Source organism: Lysobacter sp. 2RAF19 (genome assembly GCF_052115395.1).
Lineage (GTDB): Bacteria > Pseudomonadota > Gammaproteobacteria > Xanthomonadales > Xanthomonadaceae > Noviluteimonas.
In genome coordinates this window covers 333,497-350,393 of sequence record NZ_JBFRGO010000003.1, presented here as the reverse complement: position 1 = coordinate 350,393, position 16,897 = coordinate 333,497, and the positions used below count along the sequence as shown (strand labels likewise).

General features: G+C 66.4%; 20 protein-coding genes. 5 read left to right on the top strand and 15 right to left on the bottom strand.

The window, feature by feature from the left end; genetic code table 11:
- Positions 1 to 251: 251 nt before the first annotated feature.
- From AB4059_RS13155 to AB4059_RS13140, 4 genes are all read left to right on the top strand, one after another.
- Positions 252 to 773, top strand: a complete 522-nt coding sequence (locus tag AB4059_RS13155; protein ID WP_498964152.1) for a hemerythrin domain-containing protein — start codon at positions 252 to 254, stop codon at positions 771 to 773.
- Positions 774 to 930: 157 nt separating this feature from the next.
- Entirely contained in the window at positions 931 to 1,401 is a 471-nt protein-coding gene (locus tag AB4059_RS13150) for a 2,4'-dihydroxyacetophenone dioxygenase family protein (protein ID WP_498979463.1), read from the top strand.
- Between the two features lie 125 nt (positions 1,402 to 1,526).
- Complete coding sequence (locus tag AB4059_RS13145; protein ID WP_498979462.1) at positions 1,527 to 1,826, top strand: hypothetical protein; 300 nt, start codon at positions 1,527 to 1,529, stop codon at positions 1,824 to 1,826.
- 36 nt (positions 1,827 to 1,862) lie between these two features.
- Positions 1,863 to 2,255 (top strand): hypothetical protein, encoded by a 393-nt coding sequence (locus tag AB4059_RS13140; protein WP_498979460.1) that lies wholly within the window; start codon positions 1,863 to 1,865, stop codon positions 2,253 to 2,255.
- Here the strand turns inward: AB4059_RS13140 and AB4059_RS13135 are convergent.
- From AB4059_RS13135 to AB4059_RS13105, 7 genes are all read right to left on the bottom strand, one after another.
- Positions 2,252 to 3,307, bottom strand: coding sequence for a sulfate/molybdate ABC transporter ATP-binding protein (locus AB4059_RS13135; protein WP_498979459.1), 1,056 nt, complete (start codon positions 3,305 to 3,307; stop codon positions 2,252 to 2,254). The genes AB4059_RS13140 and AB4059_RS13135 overlap by 4 nt on opposite strands.
- A 6-nt stretch (positions 3,308 to 3,313) precedes the next feature.
- Positions 3,314 to 4,174, bottom strand: coding sequence for a sulfate ABC transporter permease subunit CysW (gene cysW, locus AB4059_RS13130; RefSeq protein ID WP_498979458.1), 861 nt, complete (start codon positions 4,172 to 4,174; stop codon positions 3,314 to 3,316).
- Entirely contained in the window at positions 4,167 to 5,018 is an 852-nt protein-coding gene (gene cysT / locus AB4059_RS13125; protein WP_498979456.1) for a sulfate ABC transporter permease subunit CysT, read from the bottom strand. The genes cysW and cysT overlap by 8 nt, the downstream gene beginning before the upstream one ends.
- A gap of 3 nt (positions 5,019 to 5,021) precedes the next feature.
- Positions 5,022 to 6,023 carry a sulfate ABC transporter substrate-binding protein gene (locus tag AB4059_RS13120; protein ID WP_498979455.1) on the bottom strand — a complete coding sequence of 334 codons (1,002 nt, stop codon included), beginning with the start codon at positions 6,021 to 6,023 and terminating at the stop codon, positions 5,022 to 5,024.
- Positions 6,024 to 6,034: 11 nt separating this feature from the next.
- Positions 6,035 to 7,498, bottom strand: a complete 1,464-nt coding sequence (locus AB4059_RS13115; protein WP_498979453.1) for an OprO/OprP family phosphate-selective porin — start codon at positions 7,496 to 7,498, stop codon at positions 6,035 to 6,037.
- Positions 7,499 to 7,564: 66 nt separating this feature from the next.
- Positions 7,565 to 7,675, bottom strand: a complete 111-nt coding sequence (locus tag AB4059_RS13110; protein WP_498964134.1) for a DUF2292 domain-containing protein — start codon at positions 7,673 to 7,675, stop codon at positions 7,565 to 7,567.
- 65 nt (positions 7,676 to 7,740) lie between these two features.
- The gene (locus AB4059_RS13105; RefSeq protein ID WP_498979452.1) at positions 7,741 to 8,184 is read right to left on the bottom strand and encodes an RrF2 family transcriptional regulator; all 444 of its coding nucleotides are present in this window, start codon (positions 8,182 to 8,184) and stop codon (positions 7,741 to 7,743) included.
- A 122-nt stretch (positions 8,185 to 8,306) separates the two neighbouring features.
- Here AB4059_RS13105 and AB4059_RS13100 point away from each other — a divergent pair, with 122 nt between their 5' ends.
- A complete protein-coding gene (locus AB4059_RS13100; protein WP_498979451.1) occupies positions 8,307 to 8,648 on the top strand; it encodes a hypothetical protein in 342 nt (113 codons plus the stop codon).
- Between the two features lie 9 nt (positions 8,649 to 8,657).
- On the opposite strand, the gene argH is transcribed toward AB4059_RS13100, so the two are convergent.
- The 8 genes from argH to AB4059_RS13060 all read right to left on the bottom strand — a co-directional run bounded on the left by argH (position 8,658) and on the right by AB4059_RS13060 (position 16,876).
- A complete protein-coding gene (gene argH, locus AB4059_RS13095; RefSeq protein ID WP_498979450.1) occupies positions 8,658 to 9,938 on the bottom strand; it encodes an argininosuccinate lyase in 1,281 nt (426 codons plus the stop codon).
- Positions 9,935 to 10,906, bottom strand: coding sequence for an N-acetyl-gamma-glutamyl-phosphate reductase (argC, locus tag AB4059_RS13090; RefSeq protein ID WP_498979449.1), 972 nt, complete (start codon positions 10,904 to 10,906; stop codon positions 9,935 to 9,937). The genes argH and argC overlap by 4 nt, the downstream gene beginning before the upstream one ends.
- Positions 10,903 to 11,502: a GNAT family N-acetyltransferase gene (locus tag AB4059_RS13085; protein WP_498979448.1), complete on the bottom strand. Its 600-nt coding sequence runs from the start codon at positions 11,500 to 11,502 to the stop codon at positions 10,903 to 10,905. Before AB4059_RS13085 ends, argC begins: the two co-directional genes overlap by 4 nt.
- Positions 11,499 to 12,833, bottom strand: a complete 1,335-nt coding sequence (locus AB4059_RS13080; protein ID WP_498979447.1) for an acetylglutamate kinase — start codon at positions 12,831 to 12,833, stop codon at positions 11,499 to 11,501. Before AB4059_RS13080 ends, AB4059_RS13085 begins: the two co-directional genes overlap by 4 nt.
- Complete coding sequence (locus AB4059_RS13075; protein ID WP_498979704.1) at positions 12,830 to 13,924, bottom strand: acetylornithine deacetylase; 1,095 nt, start codon at positions 13,922 to 13,924, stop codon at positions 12,830 to 12,832. Before AB4059_RS13075 ends, AB4059_RS13080 begins: the two co-directional genes overlap by 4 nt.
- Complete coding sequence (locus tag AB4059_RS13070) at positions 13,917 to 15,119, bottom strand: argininosuccinate synthase (protein ID WP_498979446.1); 1,203 nt, start codon at positions 15,117 to 15,119, stop codon at positions 13,917 to 13,919. Before AB4059_RS13070 ends, AB4059_RS13075 begins: the two co-directional genes overlap by 8 nt.
- A gap of 29 nt (positions 15,120 to 15,148) precedes the next feature.
- Positions 15,149 to 16,177 (bottom strand): N-acetylornithine carbamoyltransferase, encoded by a 1,029-nt coding sequence (locus AB4059_RS13065; protein WP_498979445.1) that lies wholly within the window; start codon positions 16,175 to 16,177, stop codon positions 15,149 to 15,151.
- A 240-nt stretch (positions 16,178 to 16,417) separates the two neighbouring features.
- Positions 16,418 to 16,876 (bottom strand): hypothetical protein, encoded by a 459-nt coding sequence (locus AB4059_RS13060; RefSeq protein WP_498979443.1) that lies wholly within the window; start codon positions 16,874 to 16,876, stop codon positions 16,418 to 16,420.
- Positions 16,877 to 16,897: the final 21 nt, after the last annotated feature.

Here is a 16,897-nt window from a genome sequence, read left to right as displayed (position 1 = left end):
ACCCGTGGGGACGGCAATTCAGGCACTTGGCCTAAATCCACATGCCCGCCGGACACCTATCTGTACGTTCGGGACGTAGAGGTCGCAGGTTCGAATCCTGTCTCCCCGACCAATTTTTCATTCGCCGATCCAAAAACCGCCCGCGTGGCGGTTTTTTTGTGCCTGTCGATCGCAGTCACGTTCGCGGAGTCACGCATCGTCGACCGCCGGGGGTCCAGCATCCTTGCGTGCAGTTCAACCGGAGGACCCCGATGGCACGCGACATCCTGAAGACTTTGAAGGAAGAACACGACGCATTGCGCGCGTTGTTCGAACAGATGAAGGACACGACCGACCGTGCCGTGAAAGGCCGCATCGAGTTGCTGGACAAGATCGAGGACAGCCTGATCCCGCATGCGAAGTGGGAAGAACAGGTGTTCTACCCCGCGTTCAAGGAACGCGCCGACCGCGAAGGCATGCAGACGCTCGCCGAAGCCATCGCCGAGCACCATGCCGTCGAGCATTCGGTGATCCCCGAAGTGCACCAGGCCGAACCCGGCACGCCCGAGTTCGCCGGCCGCGTGAAAGTGTTCGGTGAGTTCATCGACCACCACGCCAAGGAAGAAGAGAAGACGATGTTCAAGATGGCGCGCGAGATGTTCAGCGCCGAGGAACGCGCGCAGATGGACGAGGATTACGCGTCCTGGAAGGATTCGGACGTCGCGATGAAACTCGTCGTCAGCGAAAAGGCGAAGGCCGCCAGCGGCGCGGCGCGCCAGGCCACGCGCCAGTAAGACCGGCACACCGGGCAGGCGTGGGTCGGACGACCCACGCCTGTGCGTCCGGGTGATGAAGAAGATACCTCCCGCTTGGGCAATTTCCTCGGCACAGGGTCGCGTGGTGAGCGCTAGATTGATCGCGCGCAACCCACCAACCAGAGGACGTTCCCCCATGCTCCACAAGTCCATCGAAACCGCCGTCATCGCCGACGAATCCATTCCGTGGATTCCCTTCGCGCCGTACAGCAACGAGGTGATGGTCAAGTACTTCAAGCTCGACCCGATCCGCGGCGAAGTCATCGCCATGCTCAAGGCGCCGGCCAGCACGGTGATGCCGCGCCATTACCACTCCGGCACCGTCATCGTTTACACGCTCCAGGGCCGGTGGAAATACCAGGAACACGACTGGGTCGCCACGCCCGGCAGCATCGTGTACGAAACCGCCGGTTCCGCGCACACACCGCAGGCCTCCGACCACGACGGCGAAGTGATCGCACTGAACATCGTCACCGGCGACCTGGTGTACATGGACGAGAACGACCGCGTCGTGGCGATCGAGAACTGGAAGACCGCGCTGGAACGCTACATGGCGTACTGCAATGCCAACGGGATCACACCCCGGGATCTGACCGCGTTCCAGTAACGCGCGTCGTCTTCACGTCGCGCACGCATTGCCTCGACCTTGCTGAATGCGTTGGGGCGCATGCATTTTCCGACCACGCGGCTTTTGGCAGAATCCTTCGCGAGACCCTAGCCAATGCTTTGCGTATGACTTCATCGGACAAGCGCGTCATCGTCACTTTCGTCGGCGGGCCGTTGCACGGCCTGCAACAGGAACTGGATGCACCGCCGGCGCAGTTCTGGCGCGACCTGCCGAATGGATCGGCGCTGTTGTACGGATGCCGGTGGCGTTCCGACGCCACCGGCGGCCACGCCGTCTACAGCCCCGTGGGCATGTCCCCGCATGCCTATCGCGAGTTGTTGCAGACCGTGGACCTGGAACGCCACGGGCCGGTGGCGGCCGCGTTGCAGGATGCGCGGGGCAAGCAGGCCCGAGGCACGAGCTGATTCGAAGTCACACCCCGTCGCAACGGAAAGGATTCCATGCCCCATTCGATTCATACATTGGATGACAGCACCATCGAGGTGCGCTACACCGGCGTCGTCGGTTACCTCGAACGTGCGCAAGCCGTCGAAGTCGCCGCGCGCGCGTTGTTGGCCGAGAAGGCCGACCGCCTGCTCATCGACTTCACGCACGCCACGCCCGTCGAGGAAGACAAGGCGAACCGCGCCGACTTCATCGCGCGCACCATCACCCATCTTGCGATCCCCACGGCGCGCGTCGCCCTCGTCGGGATTCCCACCGTCTTCGCGTTCCCGACGGAACTGGCGTGCGAAATCCGGCACATTCCGGCGCGCACCTTCGATACGCGCGCCGAAGCGCTCGAATGGCTCGGGCGCGAAACGCTCGTAGCCGCGCCGGCGAAGACCCCCTAGCCGGCCCGGTCGCCCGGATACACCGACGCCCGCAACGGGCGCACGCGCACCACGTCGCCGACGCGCGGCACCTGCGCATCCTGCGTGTCGGGCATGTCGAGTTCCATGGTCTGGGGTTGGCCCGCGCATTCGAGTTCGGCGGTGATGCGGTCGGCGCGACGGAACAGGTCGACCACCTTCGCCGCGAACCCTTCGCCTTCGCCGACGATCGCCAGGTCGTGCGGACGCGTCATCAGCACCGCGGGGCCTTCGTAATCGCCTTCCATCGGCAGTGCCAGTGCCTGTCCCTCCATGTGGAAGCGCCCCTCGTGCACCTCGCCCTCCAGGCGGTTCGCGCGACCGATGAAGGCGAACACGAAGGGCGAAGCGGGCGCACGATGGATTTCGTCGACCGACGCGACCTGCTCGATCCGGCCGTTGCGCATGACGACCACGCGATCGGCGAGCTCGAGCGCTTCTTCCTGGTCGTGCGTGACGAAGACCGTCGTCTGCCCGGTTTGTTCGTGCAGGCGCCGCAACCAGCGACGCAGTTCCACGCGGACCTTGGCATCGAGCGCGCCGAAGGGTTCGTCGAGCAACAGCACGCTCGGCTTGATCGCCAGCGCGCGCGCCAGGGCGACGCGTTGTTTCTGGCCACCGGAAAGTTGGTCGGGATAGCGCCCGCCGAGTTCGGGCAACTGGATCAACACCAGCAACTCGTCGACGCGCTTGGCGATTTCCGCGCGCGAGGGCCGCTGCGCGCGCGGCCGGCTGCGCAGGCCGAAGGCGATGTTCTCGGCCACGGTCATGTGGCGGAACAGCGCGTACTGCTGGAACACGAAGCCGACGTTGCGTTCGCGCAAGCGCATCGACGTCGCATCGGTTTCGCCGAAGTGCAATCGGCCCGCATCCGGATGCAGCAAGCCCGCGATGACGCGCAGCAATGTCGTCTTGCCCGATCCCGAGGGGCCGAGCAACGCGACCAGTTCGCCCGATGCGATGTCCAGGTCGACGGCGTCCAGCGCCGCGACGCCGGGGTAATGCTTGGCGATGCCGTTCAGGTGCAGGTCCATGTCCGCTCAGTGTCTCCGATGGGCGCGCGCGAGCGCATCGCCGTGCCGCGCTTCCAGCCAGAAGCGCACGACGAGCGTCACCAGTGCGAGCCCCGCGAGCAGCGAGGCGACCGCGAAGGCCGCGGTGGAATTGAATTCGTTGTAGAGGATTTCGATGTGCAGCGGCAAGGTATTGGTCAGCCCGCGGATGTGGCCGGAGACCACGGAGACCGCACCGAACTCGCCCATCGCGCGCGCACCGCACAACAACACGCCGTACAGCAGCGCCCACTTGATGTTGGGCAAGGTGATGCGCCGGAACATCTGCCACGGCCCTGCCCCGAGCGAGCGCGCCGCGAGTTCTTCTTCGGTGCCCTGCTGTTCCATCAGCGGAATCAACTCGCGCGCGACGAAGGGAAAGGTGATGAACATCGTCGCCAGGATGATGGCCGGGCGCGCGAACAGGATCTGCAGCCCGTAGTGATCGATCAGCGGCGCGAACCAGCCCGTGCGCCCGAACAACAGCACCAGGCACAGACCCGCCACCACCGGCGAGACCGCGAACGGCAGGTCGATCAGCGCCAGCAGGATGCGCTTGCCGCGGAATTCGAAGCGTGTCACCGCCCACGCGGTGGACAGGCCGAAGAAGGCGTTGAGCGGAATGACGACGGCCGCGGTGACGAGCGTCAACTCCAGCGCCGAACGCGCGTCGGGCTCGGTCAGCGCGGCGAACCACACCTTCACGCCTTCCGAGAACGCCGCGCCGAGCACCATCGCCAGCGGCATCACGAGCAACAAGGCCATCACCAGCACGGCGAGCGCGGTGAGCCCCCAGCGCAGCCAACGCGGCGCCTGCAGCGGGTCGATGGGCGCGCCCTTCTCAAACATCGCGCTTCCTCGCGAACAGGGCCGGGATCAGCGTATTGATCGCCAGCAGGCACACGAACGAGGCGGCAAGCAACAACGCTGCGATCGCGACCGCGCCGTCGTAGTCGTATTCCTCCAGGCGGATGGTGATCAGCAGCGGCGCGATTTCCGTCTTGAACGGCAGGTTGCCGGCGATGAAGATCACCGAGCCGTATTCGCCCAGCGCGCGCGCGAAGGCGAGCGAAAACCCGGTGAGCAATGCGGGCGCCAGTTCGGGCAGCACCACGCGGCGGAAGGTCGTGAACCGGCTCGCGCCCAGCGACGCCGCGGCTTCTTCCTGGTCGCGACCGAGCACTTCGAGCACCGGTTGCAAGGTGCGCACCGCGAATGGCAATCCGATGAACACCAGCGCGATCACGATGCCCGCCGGTGCGTAGGCGATCTTGTACCCGTGGGGTTCGACGAAACGCCCGACCCAGCCGTTCGCCGAATAGATCGCCGTCAAGGCGATGCCGGCGACTGCCGTCGGCAACGCGAACGGCAGGTCGACGAGCGCATCCATCAAGCGGCGACCGGGGAAGCGATAACGCACGATCACCCAGGCGATGAGCGCGCCGGCGAGCGATGCGATCACCGCGGCGACGGCCGATGCGCTGAAACTCAACACCAGCGAAGCGCGCACGCGCGGGTCGGCGAGCACGCGCATCCAACCCGCGCCGCCCAACTCCGCCGACCGCACGACGAGCGCGGCCAGCGGCAGGAGCACGATCAACCCGAGCCACGCCATGCCCAGGCCGAGGCTCAGGCCGAAACCGGGCAGCGGATGGCGCATCCGCCGCGCCAGGCGCGTGGCGACGATCGACATCGATCAGCCGCCCGGACGATAGATCTGGTCGAAGAAGCCGCCGTCGGCGAAGTGCGTCTTCTGCGCGTGCTTCCAACCGCCGAAGGCGTTGTCGATGGTCACCATCGGCAGCTTCGGGAAGCGCGCGAGCCCGGCGGCCGACACGCCCGCGGGTTCGGCCGGGCGATAGAAATGCTTCGCCACGATCTGCTGGCCCTGCGGCGTATACAGGAAGCGCAGATACGCTTCAGCCTGCATGCGCGTGCCGTGTTTGTCGATGTTGGCATCCAGCCATGCGACCGGCGGTTCGGCCTTGATGCTGAGCGACGGCACGACGATCTCGAACTTGCCGCGCGTCTGCGCGTCGTTCTGCGCCAGCAGGGCTTCGTTTTCCCACGCGATCAGCACATCGCCGATGCCGCGTTCGACGAAGGTCGTCGTCGCGCCGCGCGCGCCGGTGTCGAGCACGGGCACGTTGCGGAACAACTTGCCCATGTAGTCGACCACCTTCGGGCCGGTGCGATATTCGCGGGATGCCCACGCCCACGCGGCGAGGTAGTTCCAGCGCGCGCCGCCGGAGGTCTTCGGATTGGGCGTGATCACCGCAACGCCAGGGCGCGCGAGATCGTTCCAGTCCTTGATCTTCTTCGGATTGCCCTTGCGCACGAGGAAGACGATCGTCGAGGTGTAGGGCGCGCTGTTGTGCGGTAGACGCGTTTGCCAATTCGCCGGAAGCAGCTTGGCCTTTTCGGCGATGACGTCGATGTCCGCGGCGAGCGCGAGCGTGACGACATCGGCGCCCAGGCCGTCGATCACCGCGCGCGCCTGTTTGCCCGAGCCGCCGTGGGACGTGCGCAGGTTGAGGTCTTCGCCGGTCTTCTGTTTCCACTGCGCGGCGAAGGCGACGTTCACGTCTTCGTAGAGTTCGCGCGTGGGGTCGTAGGACACGTTGAGCAGCGTGGTCTTCGCCGATGCCACGCCGGTGAGCAGGACAAGCGCGAGGGTCGCGAGGAAGGTCTTCGTCATGACGGGGGGCCTCAGAAGGAGAACTGCGCGCGGGTCAACAGGAGGTCTTCGGCATCGCGTTCGAAACCGCCGGGGGCGGCGTCGAAGGTCGTATGCAGGTAATCGGCGACCAGTTTGAAGTGCGTGTTGAAGTACCAGTTGAAACCGACGCCCCAGCTGCGCGCGCCGGCTGCCGCGCTGACGGGATTGGCGAAGATCGGGAAGGCGCGATCGTCGATGTCCAGCTCGCCGTAACGCGCGGTGAGCTCCAGTGCGCCCCACCCGCTTTCGCCGAGTGCGAAGGGATTGTCGGGTTTGACGATGCCCTGGTAACTGGTCGGTTCGCCGGTCACCGCGAAGCTGGTGCTGATTTGCCAGGCGCGGTTGTCGATCGTGTCGCTCGCGCCGTTGCGCGCCACGTCCTGGCGCGAGGCGATGTATTCGCCCAGCACGCCGAAGCGGCCGGCATACCAATACAGTTGCGGCGACCAACGATCCTGCGTGCCCGCGGCGGCGACGTCGTTGCGATAGCTGAAGAACGTCAGCTGCCCCGGCGTGCGATAGCGCGGGAGGAAGTCGTTGCCGAAGCCGTTCTTGTCGCCGTGCGTGGCCGCCAGGCCGAAACCGAGGCCCGACAACGCACCGTCGCCGCCCTTCCACGGTTCGAAGAACACGCGCGCGGCGAGTTCGAAATCACCGTCGGGATTCGTCGATGCGCCATCGCGCCCGTCGACCGTACCGTTGTACACACCCAGTGCGTACGACAGCCCCGGGCCATCGAACTTGCCCTGCAACTGCACGCCGATGTCGCGGCCGGGCGCGAGTTCCGACGGCAGGCCATTCTCGACCTGGTTGGTCGTCGCACTGGATTGCAAACGTTCCAAACCCAGCGGAACTTTGGTCTTGCCCACGCGCACCGTCGCACGCGGATCGAAGCGCACGTCGACGTAGGCATCGACGGTGCTCGCCGAATCACCCGCGAACTGCCCGGTGAAGCGATACGCGAACAACGGTCCGAAGTTGCCTTCGATCGTCGGTTCCAGGCGGCGCAGGAGGAAGGTGTCGTCCTGCACGAGGTTGTCGTCGAACCAATGGCGGCCGTCGTACTGGAACAAGCCGCGCAGGCGCAGTTCGGAGCCACCGCCGACGGTGGATTTCCACGCGATGCCTTTCTCGTCGAAGGTGAAGGTCGGCGATTCCGCGGCCTTCGTTTCTTTCGCCGACGGTGGCGCTGGTGCCGGCGTAACGGCCACGGCCGGCGGTTGCGCGGCGAGTTTTTGCTCCAGCGCGCGCAGTCGTTTGTCGAGCGTGGTCAGGTCGACCGGGGTCTGCGAAGACGGCGGCGTTTCACCGAGCAAGGCTTCGAGGCGACGCACGCGCGCTTCGATGTCCTGCAGGGTGGGCGCGTCCTGCGGCGTCGGTGGATCGGCGGCATGCGCCTGCGGCGTGGCAAGGCAGGCGAGCGCGAGAGTCAGCGGAACGAAGGCTCGGACCATCGGGGGTTGCTCCCTTGTGGGTGGGATCGCCTCCGGTGGTCCGGTCGGCCGGTTGTGGGCAGCGCGTCAGCGCTGGTCGAATCGGGTCTTCTCGCTGCGGACGATCTGCACGATGCGCGAACCGTGCACGGTCACCTCGATGGTGCCGAACGCGGTGTCGCGGATGGCGCGCAGCACCTCCGCTTCCGGGTCGGGAAGGGTCGTTGGTGGAACATTCGCTGGGCGTGATGGCGCGATGGGGGTCATGCGACGGAGTCCACTGCGTGGAGGGGATGCGCGCGGTCGTGCAGCGCCTGCAGCGTGCACGTATCGAGCACCGAGGCGAGCGCTTCGCGTGCTTCACGCATCAGCCCGCGCACGGCGCAATGTTCGGGATCCTTGCAATCGGCGCAGGGCGCGTAGGCGGTGACGCTGGCGCAGCGCACCGGCGCAAGCGGGCCGTCGATGGCACGGATGACGTCGCCGACGACGATCGACTCGGCCGGCCGCGCGAGCGCATGCCCACCGGCTTTGCCGCGCGCGCTGTTCACGAAACCGGCGCGTCGCAGGTCGACGAGGATGGCTTCGAGGAACTTCAGTGGAACGTCGGCGCGGGTCGCGATGGCCTTGGCCTGCAAGGATTCGCCGCGCGCGCCCGCCAGCGCGCACATCGCCCGAATCCCGTACCTGGCCCGGTTGGTCAGCATTTCCTATTTAATTGATAGGAAAAGCCGCCGAGCGTCAAGCGCCTCTCGTCGGATCGCTCCCCTCTTGCCTACCCGGCCCCGGGCGGCGTATTGCTGACGGCCACGCAAAGGAGGGCCGGATCATGCGCGCTTGGCGATGGGTGGCAGTGCTGTCGGTGGCCGGTCTCGCCGCGTGTTCGGGCAACGGCTACATCACGGTGCGGGGTGCATTGATCGTCCCGCCGCCCGGGGACAGCCAATGCCGCCTCTCGCTCCCGCAGTTCAAGGGGACACCGGACGAAGGCGACTACACGCGCAGCCTGAAGGGCGCGCATTTCCAGGAATCCTTCCCCGTCGACAAGAAGGTGCGCGACTACGAGCTCGTGATCGCCTGCGCCGGCTATCAGCCGATGACGCGGCAGGTGCACCTGGACCAGGGCGTGTTCGCGGTGGACCTCGGCAACGTGGTGCTCACGCGCGAGTAACACCGCGCCTTACCCCAGGCGCTTGCGCAATGCGTCCAGTTGCATCGCGCCTGCGCCGCCCGGCGAAACGCGCGCCGACAGGCTCGCCGCCGGATCGCCTTCCGCCCACTTCGCCGGATCGGCGGCCTGTTTGTACGCATCGCGGAACGGCATGCCCTCGCGCGCGAGATCGACGGCCAGGTCGGTGGCGTACATCGACGGTTCCAACGCCTCGCGCATGCGCTCGACATTCCAGTCGAGATTGCGCAACAGGTCCGGCAACAAGGCGAGCGCGGCCAGGCCCTTTCCGAAGCCATGGAACAACGCACCCTTGGTGATCTGCAGATCACGGTGATAACCGCCCGGCAGCGACAGCAGGTGTTCGATTTCGCTGCGCGCCGCGGCCACGCTGGCGTAGGTGCCGCGCATCAATTCGACGACATCGGGATTGCGCTTGTTCGGCATGATCGAACTGCCGGTCGTGTACTGCGCGGGCAGGCGCACGAAGCCGTACTCGGCCGTCGTGAACAGGCTCAGGTCCCAGGCCAGGCGACGCAGGTCGCCCATCGCGCTGCCCAAAGCTTCCAGCGCGGCGAGTTCGAATTTCCCGCGCGAAAGTTGCGCGTACAACGGCGAAACCTGCATGCGCGCGAAGCCGAGCGCTTGCGTCGTGTGCGCGCGGTCCAGTGGCAGGTTCACGCCGTAGCCCGCGGCCGTGCCGAGCGGATTGGCATCGACCCACGCGCGCGTATCGGCTGCGCGCTGCGCGTTGTCGATGAACGCCTCGGCCCACCCTGCCCACCACAGGCCCGCCGAGGACACGACGGCGCGCTGCAGGTGCGTATACCCCGGCATCGGCAACGTGCTTTCCGCCTGCGCGCGATCCAGCGCGATGCCCGCGACTTCGCGGCACAGCGCCTGCACGGTTTCGAGTTTTTCCTTGAGCCACAGGCGCGTGGCGACCAGCACCTGGTCGTTGCGACTGCGTCCTGCATGGATGCGGCGGCCCGCATCGCCGAGACGTTCGGTCAGGCGCGCTTCGATCGCCGAATGCCCGTCTTCGAAGCGCGCATCCAGCACGAATGCACCGCTGCGGAAGTCTTCGGCCAGGAGCGCGAGTTCGCGTTCCAGTCCCGCAAGCTCCTCCGCCGTCAGCATCCCGATGTTCGCCAACCCCTGCGCATGCGCGCGGCTGGCGGCGATGTCGTGCAGGAAGAATTCGCGATCGAGCACCACGTCCTCGCCCGCGAGGAAGGCCTGGATCTGCGCGTCCACCTGGACGCCCGGCTTCTGCCACAACAGGTCGCTCATGCGGCCTCCGCGCGCGAGTCGAGGGGAATGCCGGCGTATTCGTCGAAACCGAATGCCAGGTTGAGATTCTGCAGCGCCTGCGTCGCCGCGCCCTTCAGCAGGTTGTCTTCGGTGGCGACGACGACCAGGCGATGCCCGTCTTCCGACAGCGTGAACCCGCCGAGTTCGACATGCTGCCGTCCGGCGATGCGGCTCACCCAGGGCGCGTCTTCCTGCACGCGCACGAGCGCTTCGTTCGCATATGCCTGGCGATAACGCGCCAGCACCGCTTCGCGATCGAAGGCCGTGCGCAGGTGCAGGTTCGCCGTGATCGTCAGACCGCGGAAATGCGGCGCGACATGCGGCATGAATTCGATTGGATGCCGCAACTGCGTGCTGACTTCGCGCTCGTGCACGTGGCCGGTCAAGGCGTAGGGCATCAGGTTGTCGCGCAGCTGTTCCGGATCGTTCTTGTCCGACGGCGTCGTGCCGGCGCCCGAATAGCCCGAGACACCGAAGCATTGCACCGGACCGTTCAGGAATTCGCGCATCGGAGCGATCGCAAGCTGCATGGCGGTCGCGTAGCAACCAGGGTTGCTGATGCGGCGCTGGTTCGCGTGCCACGGACGCGTGAGTTCGGGCAGGCCGTAATACCAGGCCGGATCGAAACGGAAGTCGGCCGACAGATCGACGATGACGGGATCGACGTTGGCGAAATCGAAGGCCGCCACGCATGCGGCCGCCTTGCCGTTGGGCAGCGCGAGCACCACGGCATCGGCGCCGAGCGTCGGAAGGTCTTCGGTCGCCGGCGCGCTGTAGCGCAATTCGCCGCGATACGCGGGCTCGAATTCCGACACCCGCTGCCCAGCCCGCTCGCGTGAGGACACATACGCCAGATCGAACTGCGGATGCCCGCAAATCAGCTTGATCAGTTCCGTGCCGACGTGACCACGCGCGCCGACGATGCCGATGGTCGTCTTGCCGCTCATGCGTAACGCCCCAGGCGGCCGATCAGGTTCTGCTTCACCGCGGCCCATTCGGCATCGATGATCGAGAAGTTCACCGTGTCGCGCAGCGTGCCGTCGCGATGGCGGACGTGGTTGCGCGTGACGCCCTCTTCCTTCGCGCCCAGGCGTGCGATGGCGGTGCGCGAAGCGAGGTTGAACCAACTGGTCTGCAAACCGACCGACGCGCAGTGCAGTGTTTCGAAGGCGTGCCCCAGCAACAGCAGCTTGGCTTCGGTGTTCAGGCCCGTGCGCTGCACGCTGGATGCGTACCAGGTGTAACCGATCTGCAGGCGCGGGACTTCGGGCGCCAGATCGTAGTAGCGCGTCGTACCGACGATCCGGCCCGCGCCGTCGCGCACGATGAAGGCGAGCTGGTCGCCCTTCGCCTGCTTCGCCAGTGCGCCGTCGATGTAAGCGTCGACGTCCTTCGCTTCGGGCACGTTCGTGTACCACAGCTCGTACAGGCGCCCGTCCTCCACCGCGGCGCGCAGGCCGTCGGCGTGCGCGGGCGTCATCGCTTCCAGCGACACGTGGCGGCCGCGCAAGGTCGGCGGCGTGGTCCAGTCGGCGGTCGTCATGCGGCGTCCTCGAGGGTGGCGGGGCGTGCGGCGCAATGATCGATGCAGCGCGCGATGGCGTCGAGCGCATCGATCCCGTACCAGTACACGTCCCATCGCGCCTGCTTCACGCACCCATCGCTTTCGGCGAAATAGAACGCGTTGACGGGATTGCCGCGGCGCGAGCGCCAGAACAGGCGCGGATTTTCCTCCCGCATCACGTTCCAGACCGCCCGTCCGAGGCCCTCGCCCTGCGCTTCATCGAGCACGGCGAACTTGTCGAGGTACACGCCGGCGTCTTCCTGCGTGAGGATGACCGCGACGCGGTAGTTCTCGCTCACGTACGCGCGATGCAGCGTGGTGCGCTCGAAGTAGTCCGGCAACAGCTTGCGGCCGAACGCCGATTCGATGAGCGGGCGCAGGCGCTCCAGGTCGAGTTCGTCCCAACGCGTCGCGGTGAGCACGCGTTCGCCGCGCCGCACCAGCGTGCCCGAACCGGTGTGCGTGAACAGCTCCTTCGCCAGTTCCGAGGGCCGCGTGATCGAGATCGACGAGGACAGCGGCAAGGTGTCGAGCAAGGCCTTGATCTGCTCGATCTTCACCTTCATGCCGCCATGCAGCCACGGTTGCGCGATGAGATGGTCGTATTCGGTCGACAGGTTGATCGAATCGATCACGTTGCCCGCATCGTCCAGCAAGCCGCCCGTGCCGGTCAGGAACACGATCTTGTAGGGCTGCAGCTTCTGCACGAGTTCGTTGGCGGCGAAGTCGGCGTTGATGTTGAGGATCTGCCCGCCGGCGGTTTCGCCCAGGCTGGCGATCACGGGGATCGAGCCGGCCTGCAGGCTCGCCTGGATCGGTGCGAGCTCAACGCGCTTGACTTCGCCGACCAAGCCGAGCGTCTCGCGATCCAGATAGTCGGCTTCGAACACGCCGCTGACGATCGACGTCGCGCGCGCATCCTGCGCCTGCAGCGCTTCGACGAGCTTGAGGTTCTGCGCATGGAAGACGCGGCGCACGATGGCCAGGGCTTCGGGCGAAGTCACGCGCAGTCCGTCGATCGTGCGCTTCTCGATGCCGGCCGCCGCGAGTTCTGCGTCCAATTGCGGCCCGGCACCGTGCAACACGATGGGCGTAAGGCCGACATCCTGCAGGAAGGCGAGCGACGAGGTCAGCGCTTCGAGATCGTCGCGCAACACCGCGCCACCGACCTTGACGACGGCGAAGCGCGCCGCGTCCAGTTGCGAGAAGCGCTTGAGGTACTGCGAGATCTCCTTCGCACCGGCCATGCTCGAAAGCAGTCGGACGATGGTCTGGCGGGTCTGTGGGTCGTGGATGTGCATGATGTTCATGCCTGGAGGATGCGCACGATGGAGTCCGTGTAACGTTGCAATTGATCGAGGGCGACCCATTCGTCGACCGTGTGCGCCTGCGCGATGTCGCCGGGGCCGTACACGAAGGCCGTCATGCCCGCGCGCGAGAACAGCGAGGCTTCGGTCCAGAAATCGACCGCGTTGCCGATGGGAAGGCCGAGTTCGTCGGCGAGGTCGCGCGCCTCGAGGCGGCGCGCCTCGGCCGCGGCGACGTCACCCGATGGCAAGGACGGACCACGGAAGGTTTCTTCGTAACGCGCGAGCGCGCCCGGTTCGGCGAGTTTGCCGAAGGCATCGTGCAACTGTTCGAACGCCATCGACGGCAAGGGACGAAAACCGAAGCGCACTTCGCCGCTCGGCGCGATCACGTTCGCCTTGATGCCGCCTTCGACGCGGCCGACGTTGAAGCGCAGGCCCGTGAGTCCACCGAAGCGCTGGTGCGATTGCGATTCGACATAGTCCAGCGCGCGGCTGCCCCAGCGCATCGCGTGGTGCAAGGCGCTCGAATGCAAGGCATCGGTGCCGGAGGCGTGGCCCGCCTGGCCCTGGAAACGCAGCAGGACCGAGCTGATGCCGCGATGGGCGAGCACCGCTTCGCATTGCGTCGGCTCGGCGATGATGGCTTCGGCGAACCCGTGGACGGTCCCGAGGAAGGCCTCGATGCAGCGCGGGTCGTTCGCCTCTTCATCGCTACTGAAGAGGAACGCGGCATCGCCCTTGGTCGCGTTGGCCGCGGCGACCAAACCGGCCGCCGCGCCCTTGATGTCGCAGGCACCCAGGCCTGTCGCGCGGCCCTTCGCCACCCACAGCCGATGCGGCGGGCGCGTCCAGCCGGCCGCGTTCGGCACGGTATCCAGGTGCACGTTGAACACGCGCCGCGGCGTGCCGCGCACGGCGAGCATCGACACCGCGCCTTCGCCGTGATCGGTCACCGTGCAACGGAAATCCGGCAACTGCGCGCGCAGGTAATCGAAGATGCCGCCGGTGGTGATCGCGCGAGGCGGATTGCGCGTGTCGAAGGACACGAGCGCTTCGAGATGGCGAAGGACGTGGTCGAGCACCTCAGCGATCCTTTTCGTTCACCTGGGCCCACAGGGTGCTGCTCATGCCGAACAGGCGGATGAAGCCTTCGGCCTCTTCCACGCCCCAGTCGGCCGATTGCGCGTAGGTGGCGCCCTTCGCGTTGAGCAGGTGCGGCGAGCGCACGGCCACGGCATCGACGCGGCCGCCCCGCGTTTCGAGCACGACTTCGCCGTTGACCATGCGCTGGCTGGAGGCGAGGAAGGCTTCCAGGTCGGTCTTCAGCGGGTCGTGGTAGAAGCCTTCGTACACCAGCTCGACCCACTTGCGCGCGACATCCGGCTTGAAACGGTTTTGCTGCTTGGTGAGCACCGCTTCCTCCAGCGCGCGATGCGCCGCGAGCAATGCGGCCAAGCCCGGCGCTTCATACACGATGCGCCCCTTCAATCCGATGGTCGTGTCGCCCGTGTACATGCCGCGGCCCACGCCATAAGGCGCGAACAGCGCGTTGAGCCTGGCGAGCAACTGCGCGCCCGGCATGGGCTTGCCATCGAGGGAAATCGCTTCGCCCTTCGCGAAGGCGATCGTGACTTGCAGCGCTTCGTTTGGCCATTGGTCGCGCGGCGCGCACCAGCCGCGCGCGCCTTCGCCCGGCGCTTCCCACTTGTCGATCTCGCCGCCCGACATCGTCAGGCCGAGCAGGTTTTCGTTGATCGTGTAGGCCTTCTGCTTGGCGCGCACGGCGAAGCCGCGTTCTTCCAGGTAGGCCTGCTCGTAGGCGCGCGTGTGCGTGTGTTGTTTCTGGATTTCGCGGATCGGCGCGACGATCGTGTAGTCGCCGCTCGCCTTCACCGCCAGATCGAAACGCACTTGGTCGTTGCCCATGCCGGTGCAACCGTGCGCGATCGCGCGCGTGCCGAGCGCATGCGCGCGGGCGAGCGTCGCGTCGACGATCAGGTAACGGTCGGAGACCAGCAGCGGATATTGGCCCTGGTAGCCCTCGCCGGCCATGACGAAGGGTTTGACGAAGCCGTCCCAGATCGCGGGGCCGCCGTCGATGGTGACGTGCGATGCAACGCCCAGTTCGGCGGCGCGGGCTTCGATCGTCGCGCGTTCTTCCGCGTCGACGCCGCCGGTGTCGGCGAACACGGTGTGGACGTTCCAGCCCTGTTCCTGCAGGTAGGGAACGCAAAAGGATGTGTCGAGGCCGCCGGAGAAGGCGAGGACGATGTCTTTGTTAGCCATGGGGGATCAGTTCCGGATCGAAAAGTGGATCAGCGACGCTGGCCGATGAGCGATGCCATGACGGCCTTCTGCACGTGCAGGCGGTTTTCGGCTTCGTCGATCGCGATGCAACGCGGGGAGTCCATCACCGCGTCGGTGGCTTTCACGTTGCGGCGCAGCGGCAGGCAGTGCGAGAACACGCCGTCGTTGGTCAGCGCCATCTTGGCTTCGTCGACGATGAAGTGTTGGTGCGCGTCGCGGATGGGCTTTTCCGGCGCCCAGTTGCCGAAGTACGGCAGCGCGCCCCAGCTCTTGGCGTAGACGACGTCGGCGCCGCGATACGCGCTTTCGATGTCGTGGCTGACCTGCAGCGAGCCGCCGCTTTCGGCGACGTTCTGCTCGGCCCAACCCATGTAGCGCTCATCGAGGATGTACTCGGGCGTCGGACACAGCAAAGTCACGTCCATGCCCATGCGCGTGGCGATGGTGAGCGCCGAATTCGCGACGGCCGTGTTGAGCGGCTTGGGATGGTAGGTCCAGGTCAGGACATACTTCTTGCCGCGCAGGTCGCTCGTGCCGAAGTGTTCCTGCAACGCGAGGATGTGCGCGAGCTCCTGGCAGGGATGGGTGATCGTCTCCATGTTGATCACCGGCACCGACGAATATTTCGCGAAGCCCTTCAGGACGCGATCCTCGCGGTCGGTCGACCAGTCGACGAATTTCGGGAACGCGCGCACGCCGATGAGATCGACATAACGCGACAGCACACGCGCCACTTCGGCGATGTGCTCTTCGGCTTCGCCGTCCATCACGGTGCCGAGGTCGAATTCGATCGGCCAGGCGTCCTTGCCCGGCTGCAGCACCACTGCGTGGCCGCCGAGCTGGAAGGCGCCGATTTCGAAGCTGGTGCGCGTGCGCAGCGACGAATTGAAGAAGACCAGCGCGATCGACTTGCCTTCCATCGAACGCAGGCCCAGCGGCCGCTGCTTGTACGCCGCGGCGAGCGCGAGCACGGCGTCGAGCTCGTCGCGCTTCCAATCCTGGGTGTTGAGGAAATGCCGGAGCGGAACCTGTTTCATGGAGCGTCCTGTGGGGTAGGAAATCGCCGGGCCATGAACGAAGAAACCCAGCGCGAGGGCTGGGTTTCTGGCGGATCCGATACGACGCGGCGCGCTACCCAGCGAAAATGTGGGGGAGCGGTCGGCGCGCGCGCGAGGTCATGCCCGCCGCCATGAAGGCGGAGGTCAGGATGTCGGCGTCGGCGCGAAGGGTCTGCATCGGGCGCGCATGGTCGCATCGGCGCGCGGCCGATGCAACGCCTAGGGCTTGCGCGGCGGGATATATGGGACGACGCTCACGCGCACGCGCAGTCGGTTGCCCGGGTCGTAGGGCAGGCGCGAGCGGTACTTGGTGCCGCGATAGACGTAGTCGACGTCGTAGGCGATGGGGCGGCGGAACTCGCGCTGCACCGGGATCATTTCGCAATTGGCCGTCTGTTCGGGCGGATCGGGCTTGCGCGACACCGCGCCCTTCACCGCGCCGACGATCTTCGCCAGGCCCTTGTCCTGCTCCCCGTCGCCATCGGCGGGGCAACGCGGCTCCATGCGCGTGGCGCGCAGCACCTGGTAGATCGGCTGCACCCGCATCACCTGGGCGAAGTCCATCCGCACGTTTTCGTTCTGCAGGACGGTGGTCCCGGCATCCTGCGCAAGCACGGGCATGCCGGCCATGGCGATGGACAGGGAGGCGATGCTCAGGAGGCGGGCAAGGAGGCGCACGCATTCAGTGTAAAGGCCGGA